At 48.6% G+C, this 18228-nt stretch carries 13 protein-coding genes; 7 read left to right on the top strand and 6 right to left on the bottom strand.

The window, feature by feature from the left end:
• The first annotated feature begins 9 nt into the window (after positions 1–9).
• The 7 genes from HB364_RS04450 (at position 10) to HB364_RS04420 (ending at position 8711) form a co-directional block, all read left to right on the top strand.
• A complete protein-coding gene (locus HB364_RS04450) occupies positions 10–1407 on the top strand; it encodes a glucoamylase family protein (protein ID WP_167286680.1) in 1398 nt (465 codons plus the stop codon).
• A gap of 15 nt (positions 1408–1422) precedes the next feature.
• Positions 1423–2589, top strand: a complete 1167-nt coding sequence (locus HB364_RS04445; protein WP_167286679.1) for a Gfo/Idh/MocA family protein — start codon at positions 1423–1425, stop codon at positions 2587–2589.
• Positions 2590–2611: 22 nt separating this feature from the next.
• Complete coding sequence (locus tag HB364_RS04440; protein ID WP_167286678.1) at positions 2612–3439, top strand: phytanoyl-CoA dioxygenase family protein; 828 nt, start codon at positions 2612–2614, stop codon at positions 3437–3439.
• Positions 3440–3456: 17 nt separating this feature from the next.
• Positions 3457–5241: a family 43 glycosylhydrolase gene (locus HB364_RS04435; protein ID WP_167286677.1), complete on the top strand. Its 1785-nt coding sequence runs from the start codon at positions 3457–3459 to the stop codon at positions 5239–5241.
• Positions 5242–5269: 28 nt separating this feature from the next.
• Positions 5270–6019, top strand: coding sequence for a GDSL-type esterase/lipase family protein (locus tag HB364_RS04430; RefSeq protein ID WP_167286676.1), 750 nt, complete (start codon positions 5270–5272; stop codon positions 6017–6019).
• A gap of 62 nt (positions 6020–6081) precedes the next feature.
• Positions 6082–8349: a beta-glucosidase BglX gene (gene bglX, locus HB364_RS04425; protein WP_167286675.1), complete on the top strand. Its 2268-nt coding sequence runs from the start codon at positions 6082–6084 to the stop codon at positions 8347–8349.
• A 146-nt stretch (positions 8350–8495) separates the two neighbouring features.
• The gene (locus tag HB364_RS04420) at positions 8496–8711 is read left to right on the top strand and encodes a DUF3185 family protein (protein WP_167286674.1); all 216 of its coding nucleotides are present in this window, start codon (positions 8496–8498) and stop codon (positions 8709–8711) included.
• Between the two features lie 62 nt (positions 8712–8773).
• On the opposite strand, the gene HB364_RS04415 is transcribed toward HB364_RS04420, so the two are convergent.
• From HB364_RS04415 to HB364_RS04390, 6 genes are all read right to left on the bottom strand, one after another.
• Positions 8774–9601, bottom strand: coding sequence for a hypothetical protein (locus HB364_RS04415; RefSeq protein ID WP_208419844.1), 828 nt, complete (start codon positions 9599–9601; stop codon positions 8774–8776).
• 39 nt (positions 9602–9640) lie between these two features.
• Positions 9641–11074 (bottom strand): glycoside hydrolase family 30 protein, encoded by a 1434-nt coding sequence (locus tag HB364_RS04410; RefSeq protein WP_167286673.1) that lies wholly within the window; start codon positions 11072–11074, stop codon positions 9641–9643.
• Between the two features lie 21 nt (positions 11075–11095).
• Complete coding sequence (locus tag HB364_RS04405; RefSeq protein ID WP_167286672.1) at positions 11096–12493, bottom strand: RagB/SusD family nutrient uptake outer membrane protein; 1398 nt, start codon at positions 12491–12493, stop codon at positions 11096–11098.
• A 23-nt stretch (positions 12494–12516) separates the two neighbouring features.
• Positions 12517–15762 carry a TonB-dependent receptor gene (locus tag HB364_RS04400; protein WP_167286671.1) on the bottom strand — a complete coding sequence of 1082 codons (3246 nt, stop codon included), beginning with the start codon at positions 15760–15762 and terminating at the stop codon, positions 12517–12519.
• Between the two features lie 239 nt (positions 15763–16001).
• Complete coding sequence (locus HB364_RS04395; RefSeq protein WP_246228416.1) at positions 16002–17123, bottom strand: FecR family protein; 1122 nt, start codon at positions 17121–17123, stop codon at positions 16002–16004.
• 448 nt (positions 17124–17571) lie between these two features.
• Positions 17572–18183, bottom strand: a complete 612-nt coding sequence (locus tag HB364_RS04390) for an RNA polymerase sigma factor (RefSeq protein ID WP_167286669.1) — start codon at positions 18181–18183, stop codon at positions 17572–17574.
• Positions 18184–18228: the final 45 nt, after the last annotated feature.

Here is an 18228-nt window from a genome sequence, read left to right as displayed (position 1 = left end):
ATAAGTCGAATGAAAAACGGCATCCTGTTAATTGTTCTCCCCATTACCTTATATGCGGCATGCGCTTCCGGGGAAAGTAAACCTGCGGACGGTAAAAGGGATACGGCCAAACAGGCCGAAGCGCCTTTACCCGACACCGCCTTGTTCCGCCTGGTGCAGGAACAAACTTTCCAGTACTTCTGGGATGGCGCCGAGCCTACCAGCGGCATGGGCAGGGAACGGTTTCATGCAGACAACATATACCCGCAGAATGACAAGCACATTGTAACAAGCGGAGGAAGCGGCTTCGGCGTTATGGCCATCCTCGTAGGTATTGAAAGAGGATTTATTACCCGGCAACAGGGAAGGGAACGGCTGGAAAAGATCGTTCGCTTCCTGGAAACAGCCGATCGCTTCCATGGCGCCTGGTCGCACTGGATCAATGGGGAAACAGGTAAGGTGCAACCCTTTGGAGAAAAAGACAACGGAGGTGATCTCGTAGAAACCTCCTTCATGCTGCAGGGATTGCTGTGCGTGCGTCAATACTTCAACAAGGAAGAGGAAGCAGAAAAGCAACTGGTGGCCAGGATTGATAAACTCTGGAAAGAGGTTGACTTCAACTGGTACCGGAATGGTAAGAATGTATTGTACTGGCACTGGAGTCCCAATTATAAATGGATCATGAACTTCCCCGTACATGGTTACAATGAATGCCTCATCATGTATGTACTGGCAGCATCCTCTCCCACACATGGTATACCAGCCGAAGTATACCATGAAGGATGGGCCGAAAATGGAAAGATCAAAGCCGATCCGCCCATTAAAACAGGAACAGGAGATACTTCCTTTCCCTACCAGTTGCACCTTCGCCACCAGGGCAACCCGCCCAACGGAGGCCCTTTATTCTGGGCGCATTATTCTTACCTCGGCCTCGATCCGCGCGGACTGAAAGACCGTTATGCCGATTACGGGGAAGAAACCAAAAACCAGGCGCTCATTAACTACCAATGGTGCGTAACCAATCCTAAAAAATACAAAGGGTATGGCCCCAACAACTGGGGACTGACCGCCAGTTATTCCGTGAAAGGCTATGCGGCCCACGCGCCCGATGCGAAGAATGACCTGGGTGTGATATCGCCTACGGCTGCCCTTTCTTCTTTCCCCTATACGCCCGAACAATCCATGGCAGCCATGAAGCATTGGTACTATGATATGAAAGACAAAGTATGGGGCCCTTATGGTTTTTATGATGCTTTCAGCGAAACCGACAATTGGTACCTGCCCCGCTACCTGGCCATTGACCAGGGCCCCATTGTAGTGATGATGGAAAACCATCGTACGGGCCTCTTGTGGAAACTGTTTATGAGCTGCCCGGAAGTAAAAACAGGATTGAAAAAATTAGGGTTTGAAAGCCCGCATTTACAATAAAGACAAACAAATTATATGGCCCACAATCTTTCCCGCCTTGAATTTTTGCAGCGCACGGCGATGGCCGGTGTGGGGCTGCTGCTTTCTTCCCTGGAAGGATTTGCGCTCACGCATCCACAAAAGAAAATCAAAATAGCAGTCATTGGCTGCGGCAGTGTATCCGGACAATACCTGCCGCACCTGTCCAAATCGCCCTATGTGGAACTGGTAAGTACCTGCGATATTATTCCGCAGCGGGCAATTGACAGGGCTACAGAATTTAAAGTGCCCAACCATTACCCGCATATAGATAAACTATTGGCCGGCGCTCCGTTCGACCTGATGGTGAACCTAACCGATATGCAGGAACATGGCCGCCTTAATAAACAGGCGTTGGATGCGGGCAAACATGTATGGAGCGAAAAGCCCATGGCCAATACCTATAAAGAAGGAAAGGCCTTGTTCGACCTGGCGCAAAGCAAAAAGCTGCGCATCTGGGGTGCTCCTGCGGTAGTAAACAGTCCGCAATTTGCTTTCATGTCCAAAGCCATACAGGATGGCAGACTGGGCAAAGTAGCAGCGGCGCATGCCCATTATGGACACCTGGGGCCTACTTGGTCGGCCTTCTTCTATGAAAAAGGCGGCGGCAGCCTGCCCGATCTTGGTGTGTATAACCTTGCCACCCTTACCGGTTTGCTGGGCCCTGCCCGGTCGGTAGTGGCGATGACAAGTATTATCACCCCCGAACGTACCGTTGACAACAAAGGCAAAATAAAAGTGGAAGCAGAAGACAATGCGATGGTGATCATGGACCATGGCCAGGGCACTTTATCGCATGTACAATGTGGCTTTAACTACTTTGATCCGTATGGGCACGAAGGCAAGGGACAGGACAAACCTACCATTACCATCTGGGGTACTAAGGGCAATATGGGCCTGGTGGGTTATGACTGGGCGCCCTTTGGTGTTGACCTGGCCGAATCATTCACCGAACCACCAAAGCGGCATGTGCCCGATCCTGGTACTTATGTATGGCAACAGGGCGCTTCGGTAGTGGCAGAAGCACTGTCCACCAATATAGAACCCCGCATTGCTGCCGAACATGCCTTGCATGTGCTGGAAATTATTGAAGCGGCCCGGGCGTCTGCAGCCGGGGGAAAGAAAATACCTTTACAGTCCACCTTTAAATGGCCCATGGTATAACTAACAATTAAAATGGCTTGCTATGGCACACTTTCAATTAACACCCGAACAAATTGCCGCCTATAACAGGGACGGCTATGTCATCGTTCAAAACTTTTTATCGGCACCCGAAGTAGATAAGCTCTACGGTATTGCCACAGGGGATGAAGCAGTAAAAAAGCATGCTTTTGACCTCAATGACCAGTCCGGCAAAAAAACAAAGCTCACCTTATGGTATACGCCGGGTAATGATGCTTACGGACTGCTCACCAAAAGCAGAAGAATGGTAGAGTCGGTAGATTGGCTGCTGGATGGTGATGCCCCTGTTTGTCATTTTCACTCCAAGCTCATGCAAAAGGAGCCGAAAGTAGGTGGCGCCTGGGAATGGCACCAGGATTATGGCTATTGGTATAAAAACGAATTCCTCTACCCCGATCAGATGATGTCGGTCATGATCGCCATCACCGAAGCTAATAAACAGAACGGATGTCTGCAGGTAATAAAAGGCTCCCACAAAATGGGGCGTATTGAACATGGTTTTGCTGGTGAACAGGTAGGCGCTTCCCAACACTATGTAGACCTGGCGCTGAAAACAATGGAACTGGTATATGTTGAGATCCAGCCCGGCGATGCCTTGTTCTTTCACAGTAACCTGTTGCACCGCTCCGAAGCCAACCTCTCTGATAAAGCAAGGTGGTCGTTGATCTCCTGCTACAACAGGAGCTCGAATATACCGTACAATGAACCGTCTCAATCCAGTACCGTTCCCTTAACGGTAGTACCGGATGAGGCCTTGCTGCAGGCGGCTTCGGGAGGACTGGAAGAATCATCCAACTTCCTGGAAAAAGAAAAAGATGAAGCATTAAAATGATCAGAAAAAGTATCCGGATGAATAAAAGATTCTCCGCAGCGTCTCTATCTGCGTGGCTGCTGTGCGTGGCGATAGGACTCTGCGGAACAGTGAAGGCTCAAACAAAACAGGCCACCTACTGTAATCCCATCAACGTTGACTACGGCTACACGCCCATTCCCAACTTCAGTGAATGGGGCAGGCACCGCGCCACCGCCGATCCCGTCATCGTCACCTACAAAGGTGATTACTACCTCTTCTCCACCAATCAGTGGGGCTACTGGTGGAGCAGCGACCTCAGTAACTGGAACTTTGTAGCGCGTAAATTCCTCAAGCCCTGGCATAAGGTATATGACGATCTGTGCGCACCTGCCGTATGGGTCATGGGCGATACCATGCTGGTCTTTGGCTCCACCTATTCCAAAAACTTCCCCATCTGGATGAGCACCGATCCCAAAGGCAACCAATGGAAGGAAGCGGTGGACTCTTTTGACATAGGTGGCTGGGATCCTGACTTCTTTTTAGATGACGATGGAAAGCTGTACATGTACAATGGCAGCAGCAACAGGTATCCTTTATATGGCGTTGAAATAAACAGGAAAACCCTGCAGCCCATTGGTACGCGTAAGGAAATGTACCTGCTGGAAGACTGGCATTATGGCTGGCAGCGCTTTGGTGAATACAGTGACAATACCTTCCTCGATCCTTTTATAGAAGGTGCCTGGATGACAAAACACAAGGGGAAATATTATTTGCAGTATGGGGCGCCTGGTACCGAATTCAGCGGTTATGCAGATGGAGTGGTGGTAGGCGATCATCCATTGGGGCCTTTTACGCCGCAGCCTGATCCCTTCAGCTATAAGCCCGGCGGCTTTGCCCGTGGCGCCGGCCATGGCAGTACCTTCCAGGACAACAACAAAAACTGGTGGCATACTTCCACGGTGGCCATCTCTGTAAAAAACAACTTCGAAAGAAGGATTGGTATATGGCCTGCCGGCTTTGATAAAGACGGCGTCATGTGGTGCAATACAACATTTGGCGATTATCCTCATCACCTGCCTGCTTCTGCTGGCGGGTCGGGGGCCTTCACCGGCTGGATGCTCCTCAACTACAACAAACCCGTCACCGTATCTTCTACCCTCGGTAGTTATTATGCCAACTATGCAGTAGATGAAAACATCAAAACTTACTGGAGTGCTGCCACAGCCGGTAAAGGAGAATGGATCCAGACCGATCTGGGCAATACCAGTACCATCAATGCTATACAGATCAACTATGCCGATCAGGATGTAACCTTTCCAAAGGAAATGGACACCGTTTTCCTGGGGAAAACCATTGGGCTATACCATCAGTACAAGCTCTACCATTCAATAGATGGAAAAAAATGGAAACTGCTGACAGATAAAAGCAACAACAAAACCGATGTGCCCCATGACTACATAGAATTGCCGCAGCCTGTACAGGCCAGGTTCATCAAACTGGAGAACATACACATGCCCGCAGGCAAATTTGCGGTCAGTGGTTTGCGGGTCTTTGGCAATGGCAACGGCCATAAACCCGATACGGTTAAAACCTTTATGGTACTGCGCACAGAAAAAGATAAACGCAGTGCCTGGATCAAATGGTCGCCGGTAGACAATGCCTATGCTTACAACATTTACTTTGGCACCGGGCCCGGTAAATGGTACAACAGCATCATGGTGCACAATGCCAATGAATACTATTTTAAAGGCATGGACAAAACCTTGCCCTATTACTTTTGTATAGAGTCTGTCAATGAGAATGGGGTTTCCAAAAAAGCCCATATCATAAAAGTGGAATAACAACCAAAAGGTCACATAAAAAATAAACATGCAACAGGTAAAACGATCCCTGCTCCCTTCATTAACTATTCACCGCAGCGTCTCTTATTCTATTCCCCGAAGAGTCTCCCGAAGGGGACTCTGCGGCTCAGGAAAATTGTTTCTTCTTCTTACTTTCTTCATAGCCACTGTGCAGCTTCACGCACAAGACGCATTCTGGAATGAAATAACAGCATTTAAAAAACAGGACAGCCTGCAGCCGCCCCCTAAAAATGCGATTCTCTTTGTAGGCAGCTCTTCTTTCCGTTTATGGCCCGACGTACAGTCCTGGTTTCCCGGTTACACCATCATCAACCGGGGTTTCGGCGGCTCTACCTTGCCCGATGTGATACACTATGCGGATGACATCATCTTTCCTTATCAGCCCAAAGAGATCGTCATCTATTGCGGAGAGAATGACATCGCTTCTTCCGATACCATCACTGCCAAAACAGTCTTTACCCGTTTCGAAAAACTATTTACCCTCATCCGCCGGAAAATGCCGAAGGTACCGGTGGTATATGTAGCCATGAAGCCAAGTCCCAGCCGGACAAAGTTTCACCAGAAACTGGTACAGGCCAATCGCCTGATTAAGAACTATCTCGCCAGGCAACGTAAATCAGCGTATGTGGATGTATTTAAACTAATGATGGAAAACGGCAAGCCCAACGAAAGCTTATATGTAAATGACAAGCTGCACATGAATGCCAAAGGATATACCATCTGGCAAAAAGCCATACAGCCTTATTTAATAAAATAGTGCAGCCCTATAGCCCGGCCCTAAAGGGCCGGGAAAAAAATAAAAATGCTAAACCAAATTATATGTTCAGAAAATTATTAGCAATAGCTGCACTGGTAACAGGTTTGCAGGCCAATGCACAGGTAGCACAGGAAGTAAAAATGAACCAGTTCATCACCACCCTCATGCAGAAAATGACGCTGGAGGAAAAAATTGGTCAGCTCAACCTGCCTTCCGTAGGGTTCGATGTTACAGGCCCTCTCTTAAGCCAGGGCGTGGAAGAAAAAATAAAGAAAGGACTTGTGGGTGGTGTATTCAACACCTATACTCCTGTGGCGGTACGCAAGCTGCAGGACATGGCGGTGAAAGAAACGCGCTTAAAAATTCCTTTGCTCTTTGGGTATGATGTGATACATGGGCACCGCACCATCTTCCCCATCTCGCTTGGCCTGGCGGCCACCTGGGACCCCGCGTTGGTAGAACGCACCGCCCGCGCTGCTGCTGATGAAGCCACGGCCGATGGATTAAACTGGGCCTTCTCTCCCATGGTGGATATTGCCCGCGATCCCCGCTGGGGCCGCGTAAGTGAAGGAGCCGGTGAGGATCCCTGGCTGGGCGCCCAAATGGCCAAAGCCATGGTAAGAGGCTACCAGGGTACAGACCTTTCCAAAGACAATACCTTACTGGCTTGTGTAAAACACTTTGCTTTATACGGCGCTGCTGAAGCAGGAAGGGATTACAATACCGTAGACATGAGCCGGCTTAAAATGTACAATGAATACCTGCCGCCATACAAAGCGGCTGTAGAGGCAGGCGTGGCCACCGTAATGACGGCTTTCAATGAAATAGAAGGTGTACCGGCTACAGGCAACAAATGGTTACTGACCGATCTGCTGCGCAAACAATGGGGCTTCAAAGGCATGATCGTGACCGACTATACCGCCATCAATGAAATGATGGCGCATGGCATGGGCGACGCCAAAAAAGTAGGTGAACTCTCTCTGAATGCAGGGGTTGACATGGACATGGTGGGTGAGATCTTCCTGCAGCATGGTATTGGCCTCGTAAAGTCGGGCAAAGTACCGCAAAGCATCGTAGATGCCGCTTGCCGCCGTGTGCTCGAAGCCAAATACAAACTGGGGTTATTTGACGATCCTTACCGTTACGTCAATGAAACGCGCAACAGTACGCAGATCATGAGTGCAGAGAAACTATTGCTCAGTAAGGAAGCGGCTATCAAAAGCATGGTGCTCCTGAAAAATGCCAACCAGGTACTGCCCCTCAATGCAGCAAAGAAAATTGCATTCATTGGTCCCCTCGTAAAAGACCAGCGTAACCTCATTGGTAGCTGGAGCGGCGCGGGCGACTGGAAAAAAGCCATCAGCATCTGGTCGGCGCTGGAGCAGAAATTTGGCGCCGGTAAATTCCTTTATGCCAAAGGCGCCAACCTGGTAGATGATCCTGCACTGCGCAAAAGGCTCAATGATCATGACGGACAAATAGCCTCCGATGAAAAAACACCCGATCAGTTAATAGCCGAAGCAGTACAAACGGCGCAGCAGGCAGATGTGGTAGTAGCGGTATTAGGAGAAGCATTTGGCATGAGTGGCGAAGCGGCCAGCCGCAGCATGATCGGTTTGCTGGATAACCAGCTTGAACTGCTGAAGGCGCTCAAAAAAACAGGCAAGCCCATCGTGCTGGTAATAATGAACGGCCGCCCCCTCACCCTTTCCTGGGAAGATCAGAACATGGATGCCATTCTCGAAACCTGGTTTGCCGGCACACAGGCAGGCCCTGCTATTACAGAAGTGTTATTTGGTGAAGCCAACCCTTCCGGTAAGCTCACCATGACCTTCCCCCGGAATGTAGGACAGGTACCTATCTACTACAACGCAAAGAATACAGGCCGTCCCTTTGATGAGAACCAGAAATACACCACCAAATACCTCGATGTACCCAACACGCCCTTATATCCTTTTGGATTTGGGCTAAGCTACACTTCATTTGGTTATAGTGACATAAAACTGAGTAAATCGTCCATCACGGCGGCCGATAAATTACAGGTCACGGTTACAGTCTCCAATACCGGCAACTACGATGGGGAGGAAACCGTGCAGCTTTACATCCGCGATATGGTAGGCAGCATTACAAGGCCTGTAAAAGAGCTGCGCCGCTTTCAGAAAATAGCGCTTAAAAAAGGAGAAAGCAAAGAAGTAAGCTTTACCCTTACGGTAGAAGACCTCAAGTTTTACAATAAAGACCTTAAATGGGTGTCAGAGCCCGGCGACTTTCGTGTGTTTGTAGGCACCAATTCACAGGAAGTGAAAGAAGCAGCACTTACCCTGAAATAAACGGGCAGGGTATTGCGCAATGACAAAGAGGTGGCTCCTTGCAAAAAGGGTCACCTCTTTTTGAAGAAGGTGGGTCGTACATAAGGCCATGATGCATAGTGCTTACCGGGGTACGTGTTTTGCATCACATGGGTAAACTTCAGCTTATGCGTAGCATATTAGGTATCGTATTGCTGGTAGGAGGGATCCTGCTTGGCTACTTCGGTTACCAGAAATTAGACAACAACAAAGCCGATATAAAGATCGGTGACCTTGAGATCACAGCTAAAGACAAAGAAAACACTACCGGCGCCTACATCATGATGGGAGCAGGCGTTGTTGCCATCATTGCCGGTGCTGTAACCCTTGCCCGGAAAGGTTAACTTCTATCACCTCACTCGCTCGCCTCCGGCGAGTGAGGCTATTGCTGGGCCTCTGGCCCATTCTACCATCCTGTAACTAATAACCGCGAAGCGGCTTTCACACCACAATGCTGGTAACGGTCATAGGCCGCTGCGGCGCGTTGCCGTATCTGTGCCGGTGTTTCCTGGGCCAGCCATCCGGCAATACTGGCTTCCAGTGTATAGGCTTCCGGGCTCATTAAACCGGTACTCCAGATCAACGGCGTAGCGCCTGCCTGCCGGATACCCTCACTGAAAAACCGTTTGCTGATGCAGGCCAGTATAATTGTTTCCCGTTTCGTGTCATGTAATTTGGCAGGGTAATCGGGCAGGGAAAAATCCATCAGTCCGTCATGCCCGGTATAAGCAATCAATTGGGCCGACCCGCCAATGCCAAGAGTAGTACCCTGTACCGCTAAGGATTGGTTATTCCTGCCGGCGGCAGCATTGAAAAAATCAATAGTACAGGCTTTAATAGCGGCGCCATCATAAGCATCGGCCACGATATACGCATTATAACTGGTATGTTTAAAAACACACCGTTCTAAAATAATACTCGAAACAGACTTGGTGGTGCTCATCAACTTCCAGTTTGGCTGCTTTTTAAAATATCCTTTCACACCACCGGCGCAGCCCCAGTACAGGTTACTGGCGGCATCCTGCCCGTTACCGATTGTTTTTGGTACCGGTACAATACCCTGGTTTTTATTATCACAAAGGGCTACAAACACATGGATCACCTTCGCGGTATTGGGGATCAGGGTATCTGTTTTGGAGTTGGCCGTAGAGGCCCCCAAAGGATGGCCTGCAGCAACCGGGTTTTCCGGGTCATTGCAGGCCATCAGTAATAAAATAGGGAATAAGAGTCGCATCCCTCATTAGATGCAGATCCCGTTAAACTTCATAAAGCCTCACCACACATACGTCGCCACCGCGCCCGGAGCCAGTGAATGGGTCACCCACTTTCCTTTAAACCGGATATTGAAAGTCTCCGGGGCATTGCCATCATTCGATACGATCAGCACCTTTTTGCCCTGCGGGGTCAGGAAAGCCACATTCTGTATGCTGCCGGTAATATTACTGGCAATCCGTACAGAACCTGGGGGAACAAACTTGGAAGCGTGGGCAATAATATAATAAGCCACATTGCGGGTAACAGTTCCACCGATCGTCAATGCTCCTTTACAGGTGGTGCAGCCGCCTTGTGTATGAGGACCGAAACTGGCATCATTGGCCAGGTTCCATTCCAGGGCTGTTTTACTCCAGTTGCGGGTAGCGCCAATCACCACATTCTTTAAGTGCCACTTCAGGTCGCCATCAAAATTGCCATTGGAGGCTGTGTATTGCTCGGTAAAATACACTTGCTTGTCGGGATGGGCATTATGCACCTGTGTCAGGGCGTTGATATCGCCTGCGTACAAGTGAAAAGCAGAACCATGTACAAAAGCTTTGGCGGCGGCATCATTTAAAATAGCCAGTGGATAATCCGGCCGGTCGCAATTATGATCATACACAATAATCTTTGTGGTGATGCCGGCTGCCTGGAAGGCTGGTCCCAGGTGGTTCTTAATAAAATCAGCTTGCTGGGCAGCCGTCATATACAGGCTGGGATTATTGCCCGCATGTAGCGGTTCATTTTGCGGGGTGATGGCATCAATCGTAATACCTTCCGCCTTCATCTGCTGGATATACTTTATAAGATATTGAGCATACACGCCATAATACTCCGGTTTCAGGCTGCCGCCAACAGAGCTGCCATTATCTTTCATCCATACTGGTGGGCTCCATGGACTGCCCAGGAACTTAATAGCAGGATTGATCGCAACGATGGCTTTCAGCAAGGGGATCAGGTCAGTCTTATCAGGGTTAAGACTAAAATGGTCCAGGTTCACATCTGTCTGACCTGCGGGCATATCATCATAACTGAATACCGAAGCGCTCAGGTCAGAGGCGCCAATGCTCAGGCGCAGGTAGCTCACGCTGATCGCATTCTCTGTATTGCCAAACAACTCCTTCAGCAGGTTGGTTTTTGCAGTAGCATCCAGCCGGTTAATAACATACGCGCTGCCGCCGGTAAGTGTATAGCCAAATCCATCTATGCTTTGGTATTGCTGGGTACTGTCTACATCAATAAAGGGATACACATTGGCGGTAGTACCAAAAGAAAGCACCACAGTTTGTTTTTGCAACAGGGCCATCTGATCACCGGTAGTCATCCAGGCGGCCACATCAGGATTGCCGGCCGGCGGATTGGGAGGAGGATTGGTACCTCCATTATCATCTCCCTTGCCGGAACAACCGCCCAGCCAGGTAAGCAGTAGGAGAAAAAGGATTCGGGATTGCATGTATACTATAAGGTTTATTCGCTACTTATTAATATTCGGGTTCCTGTCAATCTCATCCTGCGAGATCGGGAAATACAACTCATCTTCCGTTACATTATAATTCAATGGGTTTCCATTCCCGTCTACCTGCGCATTCATCACCGCTACAGCGCGGCCTGTACGGATAAGGTCAAACATCCGGTGGCCTTCAAAAGCCAGTTCCAGTTGACGTTCCTTTTCCACGGCCAGCCTTAAGACAGCCTGTGTAGTGGCGGGTGTTGGGCCCAGGCCTACACGTTGCCTTACCTTATTCACATAAAACTGGGCGCCGGTAGCATTGTCCAGTTGGTTCAATTCTGTCAATGCCTCTGCTTTCAGCAACAGGACATCGGCATACCGCAGGCGGAAAGTATGGCTCTTGGCATCCGGGTCACGGTATTTATAGATCACGGGTATTGGTTTAGGCCAGTGGTCATCCGACCAGGAAGGTGTTACATAAGTAATGCTGGCATTCTTTCTTACATTGTCACCTTCTGCATCCCAGGCTTTCACTACGGTATGCGAAGGAATATTAAACTTCTTCCAGTCGCCCCACATAAAAGGGGTATTCATTCCTGTAAGCCAGTTCTGGCGAACAGTGCCGTCATACTGTGTTTCCCAGATAGCTTCCACACTATTTGTGGTAGCTGTCAGGAACAGGTCTGCATAATTAGGGATCAGGTCATAGCCCAGGGCAGTTACTGCATCACAATACTGCACCACCTTACTCCAGTCGGGGTTGGGCTTCTGTGCATACACCTTTGCCAGCAGTGCGTTCACAGCTCCTTTGCCAATAAGTGTTTTATTGGGCACCGTTTCGCGCACCTTCGATAAGGCAAACTCAAGGTCCCTGATAATCAGGGCGTATACCGAATCGGCTGGTTTCTTGGAAGGGAACATCTCATTCACGGTGCCGGGAACATCCAGGATAATGGGTATCTCTTTCCAGCTCCTGATCGCATTAAAATAATACCAGGCCCTTAAAAAAGAGGCTTCGCCCAATATCTCCTGGCGCCGTGCTTCTGTCAATGATCGGTCTGTGATCTCCGGTACATAAGACAGCACAATATTGCAGTTCTTAATATTCGTAAACAGGTAAGTCCAGTCGCGCTTCACATTACCATTATTGGAGTTTACGGTATATTCATCAATACTGAAATTAGCGGCATTGTCGCCGCCTGCATAAGCATTGTCGGCCATCACATCCCCGTTTACCAGGAAGTCAAGCGTGAAATACTCATCATAAATACCCGCATAGGCGCCTTCCAGTAAAGGCTCTGCGGTGATGCCCGACGGAATAGCATCGGAAATAGGCTTTTTATCCAGGAAATCTTTTGTGCAGGAGGTGAAGCTGGCCATGCCAACCAACCCTGCTGCTATATATAATGAAAAGCGTTTCATAGCTCTTGCTTTAATAAGTTAAATTAAAAATCAGCGGTCACGCCAAAAATGAAGGAGCGGGATTGAGGATACGTTCCGTAATCAATACCCATCGCTGGCCCGTTGGGACTGTTCTGGCTCACTTCAGGATCAAAGCCTGAATAATTCGTGATCGTAAACAGGTTCTGGGCGGTTATATAAACACTCATACGGCTCATGCCAACCTTTTGCAACAAATTATTGCCAAACTTATAGCTCAGCGTAAGCGCTTTCAATCGCAGGTAAGAACCATCTTCTACAAAACGGGAGGATACGAATGTATTATAGTCGTTTGAATAATCCGGGGGCGCTCCGGCAGAACCACCGGTAGCACGGGGTATATCAGTGATCTGTCCGGATGCGGTCCAACGCCTCAACACCTTTGTGCTCTGGTTCTTTGAATCATACATACCCTCTGTTTCTATGCGGGAGGCATTGAAAATATCATTTCCCTGTATGCCCTGGAAAAACACATTCAGCTCAAAATTCTTATAGCTTACTGTATTGGTCAGGCCATAAATAAAATCGGGTTGGGCATAACCAATATAAGTACGGTCGCCATCAGAAAGACCGCCGCTCTTGTCCAGGTCGGCATACTTCATCATACCATTCGTGGGGTCCACTCCTTCTGATACATAACCATAAAAAGAGCCTAATGGCTTGCCGGCTTCTGCACGGATCGCATTGCCGCGTTCATACACACTGCCATAAGGAATGCTCGTGGTGAATTCACCAAGGCTGGTAACCTTATTACGGTTGAAAGAAATATTACCGTTAACATTCCATTTCACACTTTTGCCATTCACAGCAACGGCATTCACGGCCAGCTCCACACCTTTGTTTTCAATAGAACCTACATTATAAGTCTGGCTGCCAAATCCGGAAGAGGGTGGCGGTTGCACAGCTACCAGCAGGTCATTCGTCTTTTTAATATAACCATCAATCGTAACATTCAGGCGGTTATTCAAAAAGCTCGCATCTATGCCCACATTCGTTTGCGTGGTCTTTTCCCAGGTAAGCTCATCCTTGGGAAGATTGTCGAAAGTAAATCCACCGGCGCCATTGGGGGTAAACAGGCCATAATAATCATAATCGCCAATGGCATCATTACCGGTTTTACCCCATCCCAGGCGCAGCTTCAGGTCGGAGAAAAAAGTATTGTTGGCCATAAAATCTTCATTGCTGATACGCCAGGCTACGGCTACGGAAGGGAACAAGCCCCAGCGTTCATCGGAAGGGAAGCGGGATGATCCGTCATAACGCAGGTTGGTGGTTAGTAAATACCTATCCCCGTACGAATAATTCACCCGTGCCAGGTAAGAACGCTTGCTCCATTGCGATTCGGTGGTAGGCAGGCTGATCCTTAACCTGGCCGCATTCAACGTACGTACCGATGCATTGGGGAAATCACGGCCTTCTGCATAACTGTACTTATAATCGGATTCCTGCATCGTGTGGCCCACCAAAGCGGTTAAACTATGATCACCAAATTGCTTGGTATAATTCAGGGTATTCTCAAACAGCCATACAAACCGTTGAGTGGAAGAACTATAAGCCACTCCTTTTACACTCCGGCCATAATCGGTCATATAGGGGTCCTGGAACTTGTCCCAACGGTTGCTTTGTGATTCGATGCCAAAATTGGAACGGAAATTCAAACCCGGTATAATCCTGAAGTCAGCCGCTATATTGCCCAGCACACGGTTATCAATACTCTTCTGATCGGCGCCAAAAGCCATGGCAACCGGGTTTTCCCAGCTACCCTGGTTTACATTCGAAGTATAAGTGCCATCTGGTTTATAAATGCCCAGGGTGGGAGGTGAGCTAAGCGTGGAAAGGATCGTACCACCCCTGGCGCCACCGGCATTATCAGTAATGTCAACGAACTCTGATCTTAAATAAGTCAGGTTCGTAGTTACATTCAGCCAGTCCTTCACCTTATTCTCCAGGTTGGCGCGTACTGAATAACGGTCATAATCGGCAGGGGCTACCACACCTTGCTGCTTTTGATAACCGCCCGATACATAATAACGGTTGCCGGCATTGCCACCGGAAACGGCTACCTGTACATTGTGTTCCTTACCGGTTCCAAAAGCTACATCCTGCCAGTCGGTATTATTATTGTTAGGATCAGTATAACCCATAGACTGTACCAGGGCCAGGTATTGGTCCCTGTCCAGCACATCAATCTTCTTGGCAAAATTGGAAAAGCCGGTATAGGCATTCACGGATATCTTGGCCTTGCCTGATGTACCTTTTTTGGTAGTGATCAGCACCACACCATTAGCGCCGCTGGCGCCATAAATAGCGGCCGAAGACGCATCCTTCAACACAGAGAAACTTTCAATATCCTGTGGGTTAATAAAATCAATGCTATTCACGATCACGCCATCTACTACATACAGCGGATCATTCTTGGCGGTCAAGGAAGTATTACCACGCACACTCACGGTAAGGCCCCAGCCGGGTTTACCGGAAGAAGCAAATACATTCACGCCGGCAGCTTGTCCCTGCAATCCCGCAGCAGCGCTCACGATCGGCCGGTTTTCAAAATCGCTTGACTTGATCACCGAAACAGCGCCGGTAATATCCTTCTTGCGCTGGCTGCCATAACCTACCACCACTACCTGGTCCAGTGGTTTATCGGAAGGGGCCAACTCTACATTCACCACATTCTGCCCGTTCACAGGCACTTCCTTATCCAGGTAGCCGATATAAGAAAACCTCAGGGTAGCATTCTCTTCAGCCGTAATACTATACGTTCCTGCATTGTCTGTAGAAGTTCCGGTCGTGGTACCTTTTACCTGTACCGACACACCAAAAAGCGGTTCGTTATTGGGGCCTGTTACCTTACCGGTAATGCGGATCGCCTGCTTTTCCTGCGTTTGCGAAATAATCACTACCAGGTTATTCTCCAGTAGTTTGTAAGTGAGATCTGTATTGGAAAGCACCTTATCCAATGTTTCCTTAATGCTGGAATTCTTCACATCCACATTTACCTTCTTCTTCAGTGCCTTCAGGTCATAATTATACAGGAACCTGAATCCGCCTGTCTTTTCAATCTTGTTTAAAACCTTGTCAATTGAAGTCTGTTGCAGATTCAGTGTAATGTTGCCCTGACCATACACATGAGCGTGTACCTGGCAAACGCTTAACACGATGAGGAAGAAGGTCATCTTCATAATCAGTAACAGTTTAAAGAGCGATGGGGCGAGTGCATACCTCCTCCGGGGAGGCGTACTTTTTTTCATATATTTACGCTTTAAGGTGATCAAATCAGAACCCCGGTCGATTTACCAGATCTGTTCCAGGTTTCTGTTACTGCCTTAACGGGATCCTGCTCCAACAGGGTCCCATTTTATCTTATATAGCCGGCTCCCAAATACCCCGCTCCAACAGGGCATCCAGGCCTTGCAAGCAAACTTTTAATACATCCCTTTCTTTTTTATCGAAGCAAACGCACTGCCGACTGCCGATTCACGATTGCCGCTCACCTTATCTCAATCTCCCTTCCCTTCATCTCATACTCAAACAGTACAGTCAGCTTCAACGCTTCCAGCGCCTGCCTGATCGTTTCCGTCTCAAAACTTCCCTTCAGGCGCGAGCGTTTCAGCTTCTCATTATGGATCGTGATCTTTACATCATACCAGCGCTCCATCTTGGCTGCCAGTTCTTCAAAACTATCCCCGTCGAAATTCAGTTTATTATACATCCAGGAAGTCTCTTTAATAATACTGTCGGGCTTATGCTGAGGAAGCATCGTAACCGAAATAGCCGGCCGTTGGGGCAGGACGTCAGCCGAAGCAGGCTTACTGCTCATCATATCCTTATCGGCGCCCAGTTCTTCTTTATTAAATACCAGCTTCTCATGTGGGCGAAGGATCACCTTCGGCGCCGCGGGGTCATTCTTCTTCACTACTTCAATGGAGCCCCTCAACAAAGTGGTTTCTATCGTGGCATCAGCGGCGTATGACTTCACATTAAAAGCCGTACCCAGCACCTTCACATCAATGCCGGAAGTATGTACAACAAAGGGCCGGCTGGCATCATGGGTTACATCAAAAAAAGCTTCCCCTTCCAGGTTCACCTCACGCTGATCTGTATTGAAATTGTGCTGGTATGTGATGCGGCTCTCCGCATTCAGCCACACCTGTGTGCCATCCGGCAATACCAGCTTCGAACGGCTGCCGGGCCTTGCCACCACCTCACTCATCGGCTGGTTGCGGACCAGTGCATCGGCAGGCGTATCCGGCCTGCTTTTACTGAACCAGTAAACAGCAAAAGCACTGCCTGCCAGGGCTGTTACCACGGCTGCATAAGAAAGCCAGCGGCGTAAAGGGAAAATCCTGGCCGGAATAGTTGAGCTGTCTGGTAAAGTGGTTATTGCTGGGGGAGGGCTTGCCTGCAGGATGCGCTGGAACCTTTCTTCCTCATCATTCGCTTCTTCGGAAAACAGGTTGGGATGCTGTTGCCAGTAGGAAGAAAGAACATCGTAAACATATTGATCGCCGCCATGCTCCTGTAGCCAGGTATGCAACTCTTCCAGTTCGGCGGCTGTAGCCTCGCCTGACAACTTACGGGCAATCAATTCATAAATACGCTGGTGCGGCATCAAATAGCAAGCTTTGCTATAAAAGACAAACTTTTTAAAGCCATCTACTAAGCCAATGTTAAAATTTTTATAGGTTTCTGAAGAAAAGGGAAACTGCAATTTTGTCATTTTTCTATAGGACCCTTAACGTCAGGATAAGACGCAGGACAGGCCGCCCTTACCTATAGATACTCCATAGATCAGGTATGGATCAGCCATGGATTAAGCATAGATCAAGCTACCGGTAACTAAACTGAAGGCAAACCGAAAGTAAACTGAAAGTAAACCGAACGTAAAGTGAAGAAGCTTTTTGGTGGATGAAAAAGAGGATTGCAGGCCTGTTCTCCTGCTGGGAGAGACCAAACAAAAGTCGCCATTGGCTGGTATAAACAGGTATTTGCACATAATGATCCTTCGTTCTTACAGGTAAATTTACTGTAAAAATGGCAGTTTCCGGGGGTAATGAACCCTATATTTTTTTAGAGGAGGTAGACTTCGACCGGGGAAATTTTTCAAAGTCTTTACGCACGGCATCGGCAATCCGCTGTACGGCGATGGCCATCTGCGCGTCTATCGTATTAATGGAGATATTCAGAATTTCGGAGACCTCTTTATACTTCAGGCCATCTTCGCGGATCAGCTTGAAGATCATCTTACAACGGGGTGGTAAAGCTTCTACTGCCTGCCTGATCTGCTGGTACGTTTCTGTAGTGATCATGATTTGCTCCGGCGAAATACTGGTTTCCTGCAAGGCAATATCAATATCATCAAAGGGCTCCACCATACTCTCCCGCGCCTTCTTCGATAAATAATTCAGGGCCGTATTCTTGGTGGCCGTATACAGGTAGATCTTTAAATTGTTGATTTGGGTAATCGTTGCCCGCTGGCTCCATAACCGGATAAAAACATCTTCTACGATCTCTTCAGCAGCTTCCTTCGTCTTCACCAGGGCAAAAGCAAAATAATGCAGTCTTTTATGGAAAGTATGGTACAGTTCACGGAACGCACGCTGGTCGCCCGTTGCTACCTTTTGCAGCAAAGGTTTTATATACGCATAATCAGGATCCTGTAGATGCTCCATGGTCGGCAATCGTTAACAAACAGATCAGTACAATCGTTGACTATC

Source organism: Paraflavitalea devenefica, from assembly GCF_011759375.1.
GTDB lineage: Bacteria > Bacteroidota > Bacteroidia > Chitinophagales > Chitinophagaceae > Paraflavitalea > Paraflavitalea devenefica.
Note: the sequence above shows the minus strand (reverse complement) of the source record. Positions and strands in the feature narration are given on the sequence as shown.